Origin of the sequence: Ruegeria meonggei, assembly GCF_900172215.1 — a bacterium.
Classification (GTDB): Bacteria; Pseudomonadota; Alphaproteobacteria; order Rhodobacterales; family Rhodobacteraceae; genus Ruegeria; species Ruegeria meonggei.
In genome coordinates this window covers 147,949-164,527 of sequence record NZ_FWFP01000003.1, presented here as the reverse complement: position 1 = coordinate 164,527, position 16,579 = coordinate 147,949, and the positions used below count along the sequence as shown (strand labels likewise).

Annotated in this window: 17 protein-coding genes and 1 tRNA gene; 7 read left to right on the top strand and 11 right to left on the bottom strand. The window is 57.5% G+C overall.

What is annotated here, in order from left to right; translation table 11 throughout:
- The first annotated feature begins 131 nt into the window (after positions 1–131).
- The gene (locus RUM8411_RS05925) at positions 132–1,259 is read left to right on the top strand and encodes an aminotransferase class V-fold PLP-dependent enzyme (protein ID WP_085821767.1); all 1,128 of its coding nucleotides are present in this window, start codon (positions 132–134) and stop codon (positions 1,257–1,259) included.
- Between the two features lie 13 nt (positions 1,260–1,272).
- Here RUM8411_RS05925 and RUM8411_RS05920 read toward each other — a convergent pair whose 3' ends face one another.
- The 3 genes from RUM8411_RS05920 to RUM8411_RS05910 form a co-directional block, all read right to left on the bottom strand.
- Positions 1,273–2,469, bottom strand: a complete 1,197-nt coding sequence (locus RUM8411_RS05920) for a UbiH/UbiF family hydroxylase (protein WP_085822009.1) — start codon at positions 2,467–2,469, stop codon at positions 1,273–1,275.
- 74 nt (positions 2,470–2,543) lie between these two features.
- Positions 2,544–2,717, bottom strand: coding sequence for a hypothetical protein (locus RUM8411_RS05915; protein ID WP_234995138.1), 174 nt, complete (start codon positions 2,715–2,717; stop codon positions 2,544–2,546).
- Positions 2,718–2,874: 157 nt separating this feature from the next.
- Positions 2,875–3,519, bottom strand: coding sequence for a pyrimidine 5'-nucleotidase (locus RUM8411_RS05910; protein ID WP_085821765.1), 645 nt, complete (start codon positions 3,517–3,519; stop codon positions 2,875–2,877).
- 100 nt (positions 3,520–3,619) lie between these two features.
- Between RUM8411_RS05910 and RUM8411_RS05905 the strand changes: the two genes are divergently transcribed.
- The gene (locus tag RUM8411_RS05905) at positions 3,620–4,267 is read left to right on the top strand and encodes a GntR family transcriptional regulator (protein WP_085821764.1); all 648 of its coding nucleotides are present in this window, start codon (positions 3,620–3,622) and stop codon (positions 4,265–4,267) included.
- Positions 4,268–4,270: 3 nt separating this feature from the next.
- Here the strand turns inward: RUM8411_RS05905 and RUM8411_RS05900 are convergent, their stop codons facing one another.
- Positions 4,271–6,145: a glycosyltransferase gene (locus RUM8411_RS05900; protein ID WP_085821763.1), complete on the bottom strand. Its 1,875-nt coding sequence runs from the start codon at positions 6,143–6,145 to the stop codon at positions 4,271–4,273.
- A gap of 83 nt (positions 6,146–6,228) precedes the next feature.
- Entirely contained in the window at positions 6,229–7,395 is a 1,167-nt protein-coding gene (gene carA, locus RUM8411_RS05895; RefSeq protein WP_085822008.1) for a glutamine-hydrolyzing carbamoyl-phosphate synthase small subunit, read from the bottom strand.
- Between the two features lie 183 nt (positions 7,396–7,578).
- On the opposite strand from carA, the gene RUM8411_RS05890 reads away from it, so the two are divergent.
- Complete coding sequence (locus RUM8411_RS05890) at positions 7,579–8,061, top strand: GatB/YqeY domain-containing protein (RefSeq protein WP_085821762.1); 483 nt, start codon at positions 7,579–7,581, stop codon at positions 8,059–8,061.
- Positions 8,062–8,084: 23 nt separating this feature from the next.
- Here RUM8411_RS05890 and RUM8411_RS05885 read toward each other — a convergent pair whose 3' ends face one another.
- From RUM8411_RS05885 to ctaD, 3 genes are all read right to left on the bottom strand, one after another.
- Positions 8,085–8,576, bottom strand: a complete 492-nt coding sequence (locus RUM8411_RS05885; protein ID WP_085821761.1) for a DUF2244 domain-containing protein — start codon at positions 8,574–8,576, stop codon at positions 8,085–8,087.
- Positions 8,577–8,621: 45 nt separating this feature from the next.
- On the bottom strand, positions 8,622–9,221 hold the full coding sequence (locus RUM8411_RS05880) for a 2-hydroxychromene-2-carboxylate isomerase (RefSeq protein WP_085821760.1): 600 nt from the start codon (positions 9,219–9,221) through the stop codon (positions 8,622–8,624).
- 153 nt (positions 9,222–9,374) lie between these two features.
- Entirely contained in the window at positions 9,375–11,033 is a 1,659-nt protein-coding gene (gene ctaD, locus RUM8411_RS05875; protein ID WP_085821759.1) for a cytochrome c oxidase subunit I, read from the bottom strand.
- Positions 11,034–11,322: 289 nt separating this feature from the next.
- On the opposite strand from ctaD, the gene RUM8411_RS05870 reads away from it, so the two are divergent.
- A complete protein-coding gene (locus tag RUM8411_RS05870; RefSeq protein WP_085821758.1) occupies positions 11,323–11,742 on the top strand; it encodes an HIT family protein in 420 nt (139 codons plus the stop codon).
- Here the strand turns inward: RUM8411_RS05870 and RUM8411_RS05865 are convergent, their stop codons facing one another.
- Positions 11,743–12,168 carry a MerR family transcriptional regulator gene (locus RUM8411_RS05865; RefSeq protein ID WP_085821757.1) on the bottom strand — a complete coding sequence of 142 codons (426 nt, stop codon included), beginning with the start codon at positions 12,166–12,168 and terminating at the stop codon, positions 11,743–11,745.
- A gap of 81 nt (positions 12,169–12,249) precedes the next feature.
- Here RUM8411_RS05865 and RUM8411_RS05860 point away from each other — a divergent pair, with 81 nt between their 5' ends.
- Complete coding sequence (locus RUM8411_RS05860) at positions 12,250–13,194, top strand: cation diffusion facilitator family transporter (protein WP_085821756.1); 945 nt, start codon at positions 12,250–12,252, stop codon at positions 13,192–13,194.
- A gap of 323 nt (positions 13,195–13,517) precedes the next feature.
- Here RUM8411_RS05860 and lipB read toward each other — a convergent pair whose 3' ends face one another.
- Positions 13,518–14,174, bottom strand: coding sequence for a lipoyl(octanoyl) transferase LipB (gene lipB, locus RUM8411_RS05855; RefSeq protein ID WP_085821755.1), 657 nt, complete (start codon positions 14,172–14,174; stop codon positions 13,518–13,520).
- Between the two features lie 39 nt (positions 14,175–14,213).
- Positions 14,214–14,873, bottom strand: coding sequence for a DsbA family oxidoreductase (locus RUM8411_RS05850; RefSeq protein ID WP_085821754.1), 660 nt, complete (start codon positions 14,871–14,873; stop codon positions 14,214–14,216).
- 143 nt (positions 14,874–15,016) lie between these two features.
- Here RUM8411_RS05850 and RUM8411_RS05845 point away from each other — a divergent pair.
- Together RUM8411_RS05845 and RUM8411_RS05840 are read left to right on the top strand one after the other, a co-directional pair.
- Positions 15,017–15,103 (top strand) — tRNA-Leu (locus RUM8411_RS05845).
- Positions 15,104–15,203: 100 nt separating this feature from the next.
- Positions 15,204–16,541: a tyrosine-type recombinase/integrase gene (locus tag RUM8411_RS05840; RefSeq protein WP_085821753.1), complete on the top strand. Its 1,338-nt coding sequence runs from the start codon at positions 15,204–15,206 to the stop codon at positions 16,539–16,541.
- The last annotated feature ends 38 nt before the right edge of the window (positions 16,542–16,579 follow it).

Here is a 16,579-nt window from a genome sequence, read left to right as displayed (position 1 = left end):
TTGACGCTTTCAGGAGTTAATATTCTGTTAGGAACCTGTATTCCCTCGCGTCAACTGCGCTGCGGAAAGAGCGTTTGACCATTTCCCCGATTGGGGTCAGAAATCTCTGAGATAGTTTGAAAGGACACATCATGCCGGCGCTTTTGGAGACTATTGATCCCAACGGGCTCGAAGAATTTTCGGTTGTTTTCACGGATCGGTCACTGAACCACATGTCCGCCCAGTTTCAGCAGGTTATGCGGGATGTCTCGGGTATGTTGCGCGATGTGTATCAGGCGGACGGTGTTGCGGTCATTCCTGGCGGCGGCACTTACGGCATGGAAGCTGTCGCCCGGCAGTTTGCGCGCAATGCCAATGTGCTGGTGGTTCGGAACGGGTGGTTTTCCTACCGTTGGAGCCAGATCATCGAATCCGGAGGGTTGACGGCGTCGGCAACGGTTCTGAAGGCGCGGCAGACCGGAAACTCCAGCCCGTCACCATTTGCCCCGGCCCCGATCGAAGAGGTCGTGGCGACGATCCGGGAACAGCGCCCGGATGTTGTCTTTGCCCCGCATGTGGAAACCTCGGCTGGTCTGATACTGCCGGACGCCTATGTGACCGCGATGGCCACCGCCGCGCATGAGGTTGGGGCGTTAATGGTGCTGGACTGCATCGCATCGGGTTGTGCCTGGGTCGATATGAAGGCCACCGGTGTGGACGTTCTGATCTCGGCGCCCCAGAAAGGGTGGAGTGCATCGCCCTGCGCGGGCCTTGTCATGCTTTCTGAGCGTGCCGAGGCGCGGTTGGAGGAGACTACTTCGGACAGCTTTGCCGTTGATTTGAAGAAGTGGCGGCAGATCATGCAGGCCTATGAAAATGGCGGGCATGCGTATCACGCGACCATGCCCACAGATGCGTTGAAGGCATTCCGCGATACGATGGTCGAGACCCGCGATTATGGGTTTGAAAAGCTGCGTGACGCCCAATGGGCGTTGGGCGATGGTGTGCGGGCGATGCTGCGGGACAAAGGCATCGTTTCGGTTGCGGCAGGCGGATTTGGCGCGCCGGGTGTCGTGGTCAGCTATACGGCGGACCCGGATGTTCAGAATGGCAAGAAGTTTGCCGCTTTGGGCATGCAGATCGCAGCAGGTGTGCCGTTGCAATGTGATGAGCCTGAAGGGTTCAGCACCTTCCGCCTTGGTCTGTTCGGTTTGGACAAATTGTATGACGTTGACGGCACTATCGGGCGGCTCAAGCGCGTGCTGGATCAGGTTCTGTGAAACCGTTCGGGCCTTAGCGTACGCCGAGGCCCATTTGCATCAAGGTCTTGCGAACAGCCGGTAGAGAATAGAGCGCATTTAGCCCCATTGCCCGGACGTCCCTTAACGGCCGCGCCTCGATCATCGAGGCGCGGTTCAACAGATCGATGCCTTTGACCCGCATCTCGATCTCGGTATGGCGGGCTTTGTGATAGGCATCGAGCATCTGCGCATCGCCCAGACCTTCAGGACGGGCCTGCGCCAGTTCCAGCAGACTGCTCAGATCGCCCAGCGACATGTTCAATCCCTGGGCTCCAATTGGCGGCACCACATGGGCGGCCTCGGCCATTAGCGCGACTCGCTCGCCAGCCAGACGTTCTGCTGACTGGCTGATGATCGGCCAGATGGTCCGGCGCGAGGCCAGTTTTAACGGTCCGAACAACCCACAGGACCGTTCGGTCATCAGCGCCTCAAACACTTCGGGCTCGGTGTTGAGCAACTCAACCGCGCGGGGTCCGCGCTCCATCCACACAATCGCCGAAGACGGCTGCCCCTGCCAGTCTGGCAGGGGGACCAGGGTGAAGGGCCCGCCCGAGCGGTGAATTTCGGTCGAAACATTGTCATGCGGGATGGGATGTGTGACGGCAAAAGCCAGCGCCTTTTGGCCATAGCGCGTGGTGTGGACATTGATCCCCGCGGCCTCGCGCATGGGCGAATTGCGGCCATCTGCGGCGATCACCAGCTTGCAGTGAATGCGGCTGCCATCGCTCAGGCCCACGCGGGCTTCGGCGGTGCGGGTGAACAGGCTGGCGGTGCCGGTGCCAGGACGGAAATCGACATTCGGCAATTCGGCCAGACGGGCGACCATCTCGCGCCGCAAAAGCCAATTGGGCAGATTCCAGCCAAAGGGCTGGTCCGAGATATCAGCCGCGTTGAAATCACGCACCACGCGCGGTTCCGGCACATCTCCGCCGGCATCCACAATGCGCATGATCTGCAAGGGGGCCGCGTGTGCGTCCAGCCGTTGCCACAGCCCGCATTGCTCTAAAAGCCCATGCGCGGGTTGCAGAAAGGCAGTGGTCCGCAGGTCGGACCCGTCGACATCGCGTTCGGTGATCGGTGGGGTCGGGTCGACGCAGATCACGTCGAACCCGGCGGTGCCAAAAGCCGCTGCAGCGGTCAGTCCGGCGATTCCGCCGCCGGAAATCAGGATGTCACACTGGTCTGCCATGGCGCCTCTTTCGGTTTTGGGCAAACCCTAGAGTGCTTCTGTCTCAAGTGCCAAGTGACATCCTGTCCCGTGTCTCAGCCGCGCGATATCCGCAGCAGGATCAGGAACATCACTGGCACCATGGCCACGGCTGGCATGTACAGACCTGGCAGGCCGAACAAAAGGATCAATACCCCCCACAGAAGGAACAGACCAACAGCCGAGTATGCCCAGTCCCTCGTCGTGACATCTTCTGCATCGCAAAACATTATTCCGAGCATGGGTATTGCAAACAACAGTCGTTGCAACTGAGTTCGGCGTCGGGGAATCACGTTCGCGCACATGGGGGTCTCCTATCCGTTTGTGTTGCGCTGCATACACCAAAATGCTGCAATGCAGCAAAGGCAAGTTGCCGCAGGCGTTAGGTCATTTCAGCCGCGCAAGAAACGCGGCCAGATCGTCGGTGTGGTGATGAATGTGTTCAGCTTGGTGTGGCTCGGGCGCGACGTGGACAGTGCGCATGCCCATCGCGTGCGGAGCGGCCAGGTTGCGGGGATCGTCTTCGAACATCGCAGCTTTGGCCGGGTCAATCCCATCCTGGGCAAAGATCGCCTGAAACGCGGCTTTTTCCGGTTTGGGCAGATAGCCTGCGTGTTCCACCCCATAAATCGCATCGAACAATCCACTGAGGCCTCGCGCTGCAAGCACACGTTCGGCATACGGCGCACTGCCGTTGGTATAGACAATGCGACGTCCGGGCAGGGTCCGGATGTGATCAGCTAGCTCGGCATCGGGGTCCATGTGGCTCATGTCGACCTGGTGAACCGCGTACAGATAGGGGTCAGGGTCTAGATCATGCTCGGCCATCAACCCCGCCAGCGTGGTGCCGTATTGCCGCCAATAAAGGGATCGCAGGCGATCCGCCTCGGCACGGTCGACGCCAATTGCCTGTACCACGTAATCAGTCATCAGCACCTCGATCTGGTCGAACAGGCGCATATGCGGCGGGTACAGCGTGTTGTCGAGGTCGAACACCCATTGGGTGACGTGAGCAAAGGCAGGTTTGACCATGGTATGGGTTTAGGCCGCAACAGCACGGTTTTCAATGCTACACTTGATTGCAATGGCCCGACCCGGATAGACATGTCCGAACGAGGAGACAAACCACCCAATGCCCCAATCCAGACAGCCCAACAAAGACGCCTACAGCCTTATTCTCGAAGCGATTGATGTTGGCGTTTACAAGCCCGGCGACCGTCTGGTCGAAAGCGAATTGGCAGAACGGTTTGGGGTGTCTCGCACGCCAATCCGTGAGGCGCTGCAGCGGCTGGAAACCCAGTCCCTGCTGGAACGGGATGGGCGGTCGTTGATCGTGGCGTCGCTGGACCACAACCAGATGGCCGAGCTTTATGTGGTTCGGCGCGAGTTGGAAGGTTTGGCGGCAAAACTGGCTGCCAAACATGCAACTGAAGAAGAGATCAAGGTACTTCAGGACATGGTCGCGGCTGATGATGCGCTGGTGGACGATCCCTCCGCCCTGTCGCGTGCCAACAGGCGGTTTCATGAGCAGATACACTTAGCCTCGCACAATCGCTATCTGGTGCAGCAGCTCAACCTGGTTCATCGCACAATGGCGTTGATGGCTACCACTTCGCTGGCCGTTCAGGGGCGCGGCGAGATTGCCCAAAGCGAGCATAAGGGCATTGTCGAAGCGATTGCAGCCCGAAATGAAGAGGCCGCCGAACGCGCCCTGAAGGAACATATCTCGGTCGCCTTCATGACCCGCCTGAAACAGGATGCGGTTTTGCGTGAGAAATAAGCGTTAGGGCACCAGCCCTTCGTCACTGGCCTGTCCGTGTTGTGTTTTATCCCAGAAGAACGGATTGGTCGCCAGCTCCCAAAGGGCTTTGTATGCGGCCAAAACCCCCAGAGGAAAGTACAGGGGCATCGTCAGGACCCACGGCAACAGAAACCGCCGCTCGGGCGCGGAAACGACAACTAAGGCCGCTGCGACGTTTGTAACTTCTGCTGCAAGGAACAGAAGGATCAGCCCGGTCAGCATGTTGTAGGGGATGATCACATCCAAAACGCTGGGCAGGCCGAATGCCTTCATCCAAAACAACCAAAGCACCGGGGCCAGTAGGAACTGTCCGACAGTGCCCAGAAAAAAGGCCTGGAACCCCAGAAACCTCAGCAGGCCCAGATCTTTCAGCAGACGCAACGGCGCGCGCATGTGAACCAGATAGGTAACCATGAACCCTTTGAGCCAGCGCGAGCGCTGCCGGACCCAGGGCCAAGCGCGAAAGTTCGCCTCTTCAAAGGTTGTTGTATCAACCATTTCCGTGCGATAACCCGCCCGGCTGAGACAAACCCCAAGATCAGCATCTTCGGTCACGTTATGCGCGTCCCAACCGCCCAATTCCAGCAGCTTGTCCCGGCGGAAGAAAAACGTGGTTCCACCCAAAGGCACGACAAGCCCGAGGCGTGCGATGCCCTGAAGGATGACGCGGAACCAGCTGTTGTATTCGATAGTAAAGCAGCGCGACCGCCAGTTGGTACGCGGGTTGTAATAGTCCAGAACGCCCTGCAGGCACACGACATCTTCATCCGCCTGCGCAAAGTGCCTCGCAACGCGTTCGATCTGATCGGGTTGCGGTGCGTCTTCGGCATCCCAAACGCCCAAAATCTCACCGCGGCAGAAATCCAAGGCATAGTTCATGGCGCGGGGCTTTGTGGTTAGGCCGTTCAGTTCGGGAACCTCAACCATTCTGATCCAGCTTGGCAGGTCAACGGATGCCAGAGTGGATCGGGTCACGTCGTCGGATTCTTCCAGTACCAGAATGACATCCAGCAACGCCTTGGGATAGGTCAATCGCCGCAGCCGATCTATCAATGCGTCCGCGATTTCCCGTTCTTTATAGAGCGGCACCAATATTGAAACGCCGGGCAAGACGTGCGGGGCGTGAACCGCCGCTGAATCCGGGGCAGGGGCAGGCGGCTTCCAGACATGTCCAAGCAGCCCGGCCAAACGCAATGTCATGAACAGAACCAACGTGGTCACAGCTGCAGCGATCAGCACTGTAAATCCGGTCATGGGGACGGCTGCAAATACGCCGACCAGAGCGATCAGCGCAATCTTTGGGCCAGCGTGGGACCGCTTCGTCCAAGACCGACAGCTGTGATCCGGGGTGACACGCGTTTCTGCGGCCTCTGCCAGAGGCCTTGAGAACACGCGGGCAATGGTGCTGTCAATTTGATCCGAGGACGCGAGCACAGGCGCCACCGCATACCCGTTGCCTTCCATTTCGGCGCGGACTGCAGGAAAGAGATCGGGCCGGGCTGTTGCCACCAGGACAATTGGCCCCAGACGCATCCACGGAATGACGTTATGAGCCAGCCAGAACTCAACTGGTTTGAGGTTATACAGATCCTGTGGTGGAGTGCTGCTGTCCAGATCGGCGATCTGCAATCCGCTTTGGTCGGAAAGCGCGGTCAAGACATCCGAACGCCCAACCCAACCCTCTGCCACCAGAATCTCGCCCAGCGGAGCCTTTTGCCAAGATTGCAGAAACAACGCTTCGTCCAGTTGGGCCCGCGAAATCAGGCCGCGGTCAATCAGGCACGCTCCTAACGGCTTGCGGTCCTGCGCAGATGCCGGCGCGGCATGCGCGAATTGCTGCAGATTAAGCTGGACCATAATGAAAGAACCCTGACACGCTTACCAGGCGTCAGGGTTGCTCAATCAGGGTTAACAGCGAGTTAACTCTGTTCAACAGGTGGTTATGCCTGCGCTTTTCTTCCCACCATGGCCTCGGCAAAACGCTCGAACAGATAGAAACTGTCCTGCGGTCCGGGCGACGCTTCGGGGTGGTGTTGCACCGAGTAGACCGGGCGGTTCGTCATGCGAATACCGCAGTTTGACCCGTCAAACAGAGAACGGTGGGTTTCAACAACACCTTCCGGCAAGGACTGCGCGTCGACGGCAAAGCCGTGGTTCATCGAGGTGATCTCGACCTTGCCGGTCTCCATGTCTTTGACCGGGTGGTTCGCGCCGTGGTGTCCGTGGTTCATCTTGACCGTATGACCGCCCAAAGCCAACGCCAGCATCTGGTGCCCAAGGCAGATGCCGAACACCGGCAGATCGGTGCTGTCCAGAACCTCTTTGATCATTGGCACGGCGTATTCCCCAGTGGCCGCAGGATCGCCGGGACCGTTCGAGAGAAACACACCATCGGGCTCGTGGGCCAGCACTTCGGCGGCTGTGGCGGTGGCGGGCAGGACGGTGACGTCGCAACCGGCCGAAGCCAGGCAGCGCAGGATGTTACGCTTGGCGCCGAAATCCACGGCAACAACCTTATGCACCGGGGCCTTTTGCCGGGTATAGCCATCCGGCCAGGCCCACCGCATCTCATCCCAGCGATAGCTTTGGGCGCAGGTGACGTCCTTGGCCAGGTCCATACCTTCCAGACCGGCGAACCCCCGCGCAGCGGCGACCAGAGCTTCGATATCGAAATTGCCGTCAGGGTCATGGGCCAATGCCACGTGCGGCGCGCCCTGTTGGCGGATTGCGCGGGTCAGGCGCCGGGTATCGACACCACCGATTGCGATGCGACCACGACGGGCCAGCCAGGTCTTCAACTCTTCGACCGAGCGCCAGTTCGAGGGCTCGGTCGGGTCCCACTTGACCACCATTCCAGCCGCAACCGGATCACCGGTTTCGTCATCCTCAGGGTTCACGCCGACATTGCCGATATGGGGAAAGGTGAAGGTTACGATCTGTCCGGCATAAGAGGGATCGGTCATGATCTCCTGATACCCAGTCATGGCAGTGTTAAAGCACAGTTCGGCCACTGTCTGGCCGGTTGCGCCGAAGCCCATCCCGTAGAACAGTGTTCCGTCGGCCAATGCCAGACATGCGGTGGGCTTGGACGGGACGTTCTGGGCCATGGCGCGACTCTCCTGCAGGGTAAACCGGCGCATACCTAAGGGGGTTGTGGCGCTGGGTCAAGCCTGTTCAATTTTTAGGCTATTAAGCAAAATCAATGCCTTAGCTGTATCCACCCCCGGTTGTGTCGCGCTTTTTGTTTCGATATGGTCGGGGTTCCTTTGCCATGGGGATGGACAGATCATATGGATATGCGATCAAGGGTGAACTCTGCCCTGAAGCAAGCAATGAAAGACAAAGATGCCGAGCGTTTGTCGACGCTGCGGTTGATCAATGCCGCGATCAAGGACCGCGATATTGCCTCACGCGCCTCTGACAACGAAGAGGCCAAAGGCTGCGGTGATGCTGAGGTTCTTGAAATCCTTGGAAAAATGACCAAGCAGCGCAAGGAAAGCGCGCGCGCCTATGAAGAAGGTAGCCGCTTGGATCTGGCTGAGCGCGAGCTGCGTGAGGTTGACGTCATCGAGGAATTTCTGCCCAAGCAACTTGACGAAGACGAGGTTGCAAAGGCCATTCAGACCGCAATCAGCTCAACCGGCGCGGGTTCGATCCGAGATATGGGCAAGGTCATGGGCGAGCTCAAGACACGCTATACCGGCCAGATGGATTTCGGGAAAGTCGGTCCTATGGTCAAGGATCATCTCTGCTCGGCCACGAACGGCTGCTGACAATCTCTACATAAATGACCAAATTACTGCGCGACCGGTTCGCGCAGTATTTGTTTCAGATCGTCGTATAGGGCGATGCGTTCGTCCTCGGACAGAAACGCGCCGATTTCCACCTTGCGCCCGTCGCCGGTCAGCGTCACATAGTTTGGAACCGGACCGCCGTGTTTGTGCATCTCGGGCCGTGCCCAATAGCGGTTACAGACCCATTCCTGGCGCCCTTTGCGCGGGTCGTGATGCACCAGAGTGGCCTGCGTCGCGTTAAGTGTCAGAACCTCAAACATGCTGCGAGCACGGTAGTTGGCCTGAATTGCCAGCCATAACCCCACCACTGTGATTAACAAAAACGGCAACAACCCCCACAGTAACGCCGATCCCAACACTGCCATCAGCGGGATCAGGCCAAACAGGAACACCGAGAACACGACGCGCATGGCCCAGCGTGGAGGCAGCGAGTTATGCGGCCAAAGGCGCAGTTCCTGCTCCGATTCAGACGTTTGAGTCCATTTGTAAGGCATAGCCAAATAGTAGCGCAGGACCGCAAATTGGCGAAGGGGGAATGATCAAACGACGTGACCCACACGTGCCCAGGACAGCGCGTCATCCAACCGGTCATCACCCCAAAAAACCTCACCCTGAACAACAAAGCTGGGAGCGCCAAAAACGCCGAGTTTTATGGCCTGCTCGGTTTCAGCCTCAAGCGCGGCAACCGTGTCGGGGCTGCGCGCCCGCGCCAGGATCATGCGCGGGTCCTGCTGGCACCTGTGTAAGGCTTCTGAGATCGCGCTTTCACTGCCAGCTTCGACTTTTTCTTCAAACCAGATGCGATACAAGGCTTGGGTAAAGGCTTTGCCCCAGCCGTCGCCCATGCCCAATAAGGCCACCTGATTGGCCAGCACCAGATCCGAGATAGGGTAGGGAGCAGGCAGCTTTGCGTGAATGTGGTACTTTGCAGCCCGGCGTTCGATATCTCGCCACATATAGGCAGATTTGACCGGTTTTCCTGCAAATGGAATGTTGCGTTGTTCGGACATCACACTGCGCACATTGAATGGTCGCCATGCAACCGAGGCGTCGTGTTCCTCGCACCATTCGTCCAGGCGCATGGCCGTCAGAAAACTGTAGGTGCTGCCAATAGAATACCAAAAATCAAAATCGGGCATTTGAAACCTCCGGGATGCCGGATGTGGTGCCGTGCCAGAATAGCTGATTTTTGTGGCTCTGGCGACTTTCTACCCAGACCGTGGTCCGGGGATGCGCTTTTGCAAAGAAAAAACCCCGCCGTAATAGGCGGGGTTTTTTTGGGTTTAACAGGATCAGTGCGCGTGGCCCTTGTCCCAGTCTTCCTGCTTAGGCAGCTGCTCGAACGTATGTTCGGGCGGCGGCGAAGGAAGGGTCCATTCCAGCGTGTCCGCGTATTCATTCCATGGGTTGTTGCGCGTCTCTTTCGCGCCCCGCAGCAGAGCGTAGATCACGATGCCGAAGAACAGCAGGAACGAGGCGAAAGACACAAAAGCACCTATCGACGATACAAAGTTCCACTGGGCGAATGCCTCGGGGTAGTCGATGTAACGGCGCGGCATACCCTGGCGGCCCAGGAAGTGCTGTGGGAAGAAGGTCAGGTTGGCGCCAATGAAGAACAGCCAGAAGTGAACCTTGCCCCAGAACTCGGAGTATTGACGACCCGTCATCTTGCTGAAGTAGAAGTAGACACCTGCGAAGATCGCGAACACAGCACCCAAGCTCATCACATAGTGGAAGTGAGCCACCACATAGTACGTGTCGTGATAGGCGCGGTCGATACCGGCCTGCGACAGCACCACGCCTGTCACACCACCAACGGTGAACAGGAACAGGAAACCAAAGGCGAACAGCATCGGCGTCTTGAACTCAATCGAGCCGCCCCACATCGTCGCGATCCAAGAGAAGACCTTGACCCCTGTTGGCACCGCAATGACCATAGTGGCCAGCATGAAGTAGGCCTGCTGACGAAGCGACAGGCCAACGGTGTACATGTGGTGCGCCCACACGACAAAGCCCAGCACACCGATTGCGATGATCGCCCAGACCATCGGCAAGTACCCAAAGACAGGTTTGCGCGAGAAGGTGGCGATCACGTGGCTGATGATGCCGAACCCGGGCAGGATCACGATGTACACTTCCGGGTGGCCAAAGAACCACAGGATGTGCTGATACAGGATCGGGTCACCGCCGCCGGCAGGGTCAAAGAAGGTGAATCCAAAGTTCCGATCCATCAGCAACATGGTGATTGCGCCCGCCAGAACCGGCAAGGACAATAGAATCAGCCACGAGGTGACGAAGATCGACCAGCTGAACAGCGGCACCTTGAACAATGTCATGCCCGGGGCACGCATGTTCAGGAAGGTGGTGATCATGTTGATTGCGCCAAGGATCGAAGAGGCGCCAGATACGTGCACTGCAAAGATTGCAAGGTCCATCGACATGCCGCCTTCGGATGTCGACAGTGGTGGGTACAGAACCCAACCCACGCCAGAGCCAAGCTGGTCATTCCCGCCCGGTGACAGTAACGAGGCCACACCCAGCGACGTACCAGCGACATACAGCCAGAAGGACAGGTTGTTCATCCGCGGGAACGCCATATCCGGCGCACCGATCTGCAACGGCATGAAATAGTTGCCAAATCCGCCGAACAAGGCCGGGATGACCACAAAGAACATCATAAGAACACCATGGTAGGTGATCATCACGTTCCAAAGATGTCCGTTCGGGGTGCATGGGTCGGCCATGAAGCCTTCGAGGCACATGTACTGAACACCGGGGTGCATCAGTTCGAGCCGCATGTAGACGGTCATCAGAACCGAGATCAGTCCGGCAAGTGCCGAAAAGATCAGGTACAGAATACCGATATCCTTGTGGTTGGTCGACATGAACCAGCGGGTAAAGAAACCGCGTTCGTCTTCATGATCGTGACCATGAATGGCTGCGTCCGCCATTATGGGTGCCTCCTGTTGCAACTACACCGCGCAGCCAGACCTCTCTGGTGCGCGGGATTCCTGCCGGTTTTAGAGTGCGAAAGAAGCGCCTTCAATGGTCGAGTTTGATCTGGATCAAGATTAATTGTCGCGGGCAGGCGGATACCCAGCGATTTTCGGACCCCGAACACCAGCGATTTGGGTATTGACGACGGGAATTCAAGAGGACGCCACGCAGGCGCTTTCACCGCTTGACCCGCACCGGGCCGCACCGCAGAACTAAAGGCAACACCGAAACCGGAGCGCTGACATGACTGCTTATGACCCCGACAACATCTTCGCCAAGATCCTGCGCGGAGAAATCCCCTCGACCCGTGTGTACGAGGATGATGACACGTTGGCGTTCATGGACATCATGCCGCGCGCAGATGGGCATTTGTTGGTGATCCCAAAGACACCGTGCCGGAATCTATTGGATGCATCACCCGCGCAATTGGCGGCAGTGATGGCGACGACGCAGAAACTGTCGCATGCTGTGGTCAACGCCTTTGGCGCGGATGGGGTCACGATCCAGCAGTTCAACGAGGCCGCAGGTGGGCAGGAGGTGTTTCATTTGCATTTCCACGTGCTTCCACGGCATGCAGATGTCTCCCTGCGCGCGCCGGGTCAGATGGGCGACTTTGATGTGATCGCCCAGCACGCAGAACAGATCAAAGCCGCGCTGGCCTGATTACGACTTGGCCGCATGCGATCCCAGACAGGCATTGTGGTTGCCAAAGGCATGCAACACCGCGCAGACGTGATCATGCGTGCCGTCACAGTCCGCGGAGATGCGGGTCAGTTCGACCTCAAGCCTGCGCAGCTGAACAATCCGCTGCCGCAGGTCAATCAATTGTCGTTCCGCGATCTCATGCGCGCGGTCCAGATCGGGGCCTTGCGCGCCCTCAAGCGACAGCAATGCCTCGATATCGGTCAGAGGCAGGCCCAGATCCCGGCCATGACGAATGAACTGCAACCGGTTCAGGGCACCGTCATCATACCGGCGCTGATTACCCGCTGTTCGGTGCGGTTTGGGCAACAGGCCCTTGTCCTCGTAAAACCGAATCGTGGGGACTTTGACCCCGGTTCGACGAGATAACTCTCCGATTGAGTGCATTTTCTGAAACTCACCTCTTGAACCTCTAGTGACTAGAGGAATTACATAAGGTGTGCGACCAAAACAAGGAATCAGGCCACAATGGGACAGCACCACGATCACAAAGGGCATAGCCACACTCATATTGACCCGGATGCAGGCGATATGCGCGTCGCAGGGGCGATTGGTGTCAACCTGCTGTTGACCGTGGCGCAGGTCATCGGTGGCATCTTCTCGGGCTCGTTGGCGCTGATTGCGGATGCGCTGCACAATTTCTCGGATGCGATTGCGTTGATCATCGCGTTTTTTGCGCGCAAGATCGCCCGAAGGCCTGCTGATCCGCGTATGAGCTTTGGCTATGGTCGGGCAGAGGTGGTCGCGGCGCTCGTCAACTATACCACGCTGATCGTTCTGTCGGTGTATCTGCTGTATGAAGGCGTGATGCGGTTTTTCGAACCCGAGCCCGTAAACGGCTGGATGGTGGTCTGGATCGCAGCGCTTGCCCTGATCGTTGATCTGATCACTGCGGCGCTGACCTATTCGATGTCAAAAGACAGCATGAATATTCGCGCGGCCTTCATCCACAATGTGGCTGACGCATTGGGATCAGTCGCCGTTATCGTTGCCGGAGCTGCAGTGATCCTGTTCGGTTGGACCTGGGTTGACCCTGCGGTCACGATCCTGATCTCGATCTACATCCTGTGGCATGTCAAATCCGAGATCGGCGAAACGATCCGCGTTTTGATGTTGGGTGCGCCGCCTGAACTGAATCCGGAAGAGGTGGCAACTGCGATCGAACAGGTCGACGGGATTGCCAGCGCACACCACATCCATCTGTGGAGCATGCAGGAACGCGAGCCGGCCCTGACTGCGCATCTGGAAATTGCCGCTCAGGCCTGGTCCGAGGCCGATTCCATTCGTGTCGCTGTGAAAGAAGTTCTGAAATCCAGGTTCGACATCGGGCACACAACGCTGGAGCTTGAGCTTGTGAATCCGATCAGCAAAGCCTCTCCCCGATTTGGGCATGATCATGTGCAGGACGCGTGAAAGGGAGTTGCCTATAGTCAGAATACGAATTGCCGTTCCGATTTGGGGTCGGAACGGCAGACTCGTAACCAAACACTTGTCCGATACCCAGGGCAGCCCGGGATCACCGGTTAACACACCACTCACTCTAGAACGGTAAGAGTAGATTACGCGTTAACAGGCGACTTGTATGTATTTGAGTGAGTATGCCTTGATTAAGGCACCAAAACTGCATGCAAAGTAGGCAATTGCCGTCAGGCTTGGAAACAAAGTCTTGGCTGGTTTGCTATTGTTACGATCACAGTGGTCAGGTGGCGATTCGGTAGACGCGAAATTGTTCGCGCTCAGACCCTGGCTGGTACGAAAACTTCAGCAAATGTCTTATGAAGCGCGGCGTCGATATCAGCCATCGTCACGGGCAGGCCCAGATCGACCAATGAAGTGACTCCGTATTCGGTGATGCCACAGGGTACGATGCCGGAAAAATGGTCCAGCTCGGGTTCGACATTGATCGAGATACCGTGAAAGCTGACCCATTTGCGCAGTCGCAGGCCAATGGCGGCGATCTTGTCCTCGGCGGGTTTGCCGGTCACCGTCAGCGGTTTGTCATCCCGACGGACCCAGACGCCAACCCGGCCATCCCTAATCTCACCATCAACGTTGAATTCCGCCAGTGCGGCAATTACCCATTCTTCAAGCTTCTTAACAAAGCCCCGAACATCCCTGCCACGCTTGTTGAGATCCAGCATGACATAAGCCACCCGCTGACCGGGGCCGTGATACGTGTATTCCCCGCCGCGCTTTGCTTCGAAGACAGGAAACCGGTCCGGGTCTGTCAGATCTTCGATCCGGGCAGAAGTGCCGGCCGTGTAAAGCGGCGGATGTTCCAACAGCCAGACGCATTCCTCAGCTTCGCCATTGGCAATAGCGGCCACGCGCGCCTCCATAAAGGCGATGGCGTCGTTGTATTCGGTAAGCCCGTCAGTGATCTTCCATTCCATGGCGATTCCATATCGCGGGTGCGCGGGCAGGGGAAGGGGTTACGCGGCCTCGGTCAAACACCGTTGCAGGGCCTGCTCATAAGTGTCCGTTCCTTGCGCGCCGGTTAGCAAATACTTACCACCAAAGACCATGGACGGCACGCCCGAGATGCCGCGGCTGGTCCAGAACTGCTGCTTGTCACGGGTCGGCGCGACATGCGTACCTGACTCAAGCGCGGCCCGCGCAGCATCGCGATCCAACCCGGCTGCCTGGACTGCGTCCAGAAGAACATCGGTCTTCGAGACATCCCGTTGATTGGTAAAATAGGCCTCGAACAGAGCCAGCTTCAACGGATGCTGGCGGCCTTGAGCTTCAGCCCAGCCCAACAGTTGATGCGCCGCAAAAGTGTTCACAATCCGGCTGTCGTCGTCAAAATTGAATCTAAAGCCCAGCTCGTCCCCCAGCTGCGTCAGGTGATCTCGTGCCTGTTGGCTTTGAGCAGGAGTCGAGCCGTATTTCTCAGCAATATGTTCGCGCAGGTTCTGACCTTCCGGCGGCATAGTGGGGTTTAGCTCGAACGGGTGCCACCGCAGTTTAGCCAGCACATTCTGTTGCTGAAGGGCCAGATCAAGCTGACGGAACCCAACGATGCACCACGGGCAGACCACATCCGAAACTATGTCGATCTGGACGATGGGGCGGGGATCGGATGAGGCCATGTTCAGGCTCCTGACTGGGGTGTGGGACATACAGTGGTGGTATAGATATGAGCGCCCGACGGGAATTCAAACCGTCGTTGTTTTTGCCTCTTCACATCTCGATCTTCAGCGTCTATACGCCCCTCTACCAAGTCACTGGCAGTGCGGTCGTGGCGGAATTGGTAGACGCGCAGCGTTGAGGTCGCTGTGGGGTAACACCCGTGGAAGTTCGAGTCTTCTCGACCGCACCAGAACTAGCTTGATCAGTTAGTTTTCGGCCTTATAAACAAGGGCATTCAGCATTTTCCGAGTGTGTCGCATAACGCAAACAACACACACGGACAGCACACAATGGCCCTTAGAATGAAGATCAGTTACGTCGACGCAATCAGCGAAACTCAATGGCGCTTTCGCAGAAGGTGGCCAAAGCGAGTGCGTGAAATTCGTGGTGAGGACGCTTACCAGAAGCATATTAAGGCTCGTGATGGGGCAGCTTTTCAGCGCGAGTACCAGTTTCACCTGAGAAATTTTGACGCCATCGTTGAGGACACCCTTAGGCAACACCCTGAGGTTGACACTCGGTCGGCCACTCAGAAGTTCATAGACGCCCAGCGCCTTGCAGAGAATTACATGGCAGGCGTTCAAGGATTGGACCCTGACGATAGTTGGACCCGTGGGATAGTGGGGCACGGTCTGGCTGCCCGTGGAGAGGCCCCCGAAGTTGTAGCTGCAGTCCTGAACCCTGATCAGGAGCCTCCGAAGCCAACGCTGGCTGACATGCGGGACATTTATGCGAAAGACAACGGGCTTGCTGATGACCGGAAAGAGATGGTCAGAATTGACCGCACCTTTGGCCGACTAAGTGACGCCTTAAGGAAATCTCTGGACGATGTGACTATTGAGAGTATCGACCGACTGACGGCGCGCGCCTTCAAGGACCACCTATTAGGGCTTAAGAAAGCTAACGGGAAACCGCTGGCACTCAAGTCGTGTCAGCGTGAGATGATTATTGTAGCCGCCGCATATCGGCATGCAGTCAGGGAACTGGAGATACCGGCGGGTCGCGACCCCTTCGAGCGACTGTCGTGGCCGAAGGAACAAGTAAGCTCACTGGACAAGAACGTCCCGCTCCCAGACAGTGTTGTCGACGCTGTGCAGATGACCTTAGAGGGCGGTCGAAGCAAAGACCTTCCTGATATGTGGCGGGTACTGAAAGGTACTGGAATGCGCCTAGGAGAAGCGTGTGGTCTGCGCATCAGCGATGTTGACCTTAAAGGGGAAACCCCGTCTATCCTGATCACTCCGAACGAAATCAACGGCATCAAGAACAGCAATAGTGACAGGTACGTTCCAATAGCCTCAGACAGCCTCAGGGAATCCCTCAGGGCGCGTGTAGAGGGGCGCAAGGGTGAGGAGCCTCTGTTCCATTCTTATGGCCGTGACGGAGGACCTACGGCTGCCTCTGCGGCTCTGATGAAAGCGGTCAGAAAGAACACTGACGACAAGCGCATGAAAGTCCACGGGCTGCGCCACAGGGCAAGCGATAAGCTGAGGGATGCAGGGGCACCTGTAGAAGTACGTCACGGGTATCTAGGGCATTCCGCTCAGTCAGTTGCTGAAAATACTTATGGTGGACGTGACGCTCGGCTCAGAGAGTTCGCTAGGTGGGGCGTTAAGGCTGGGCTTTGAAATACCGCTTCCTCGCTAGAGAAGAGCCGAGGGGTGAA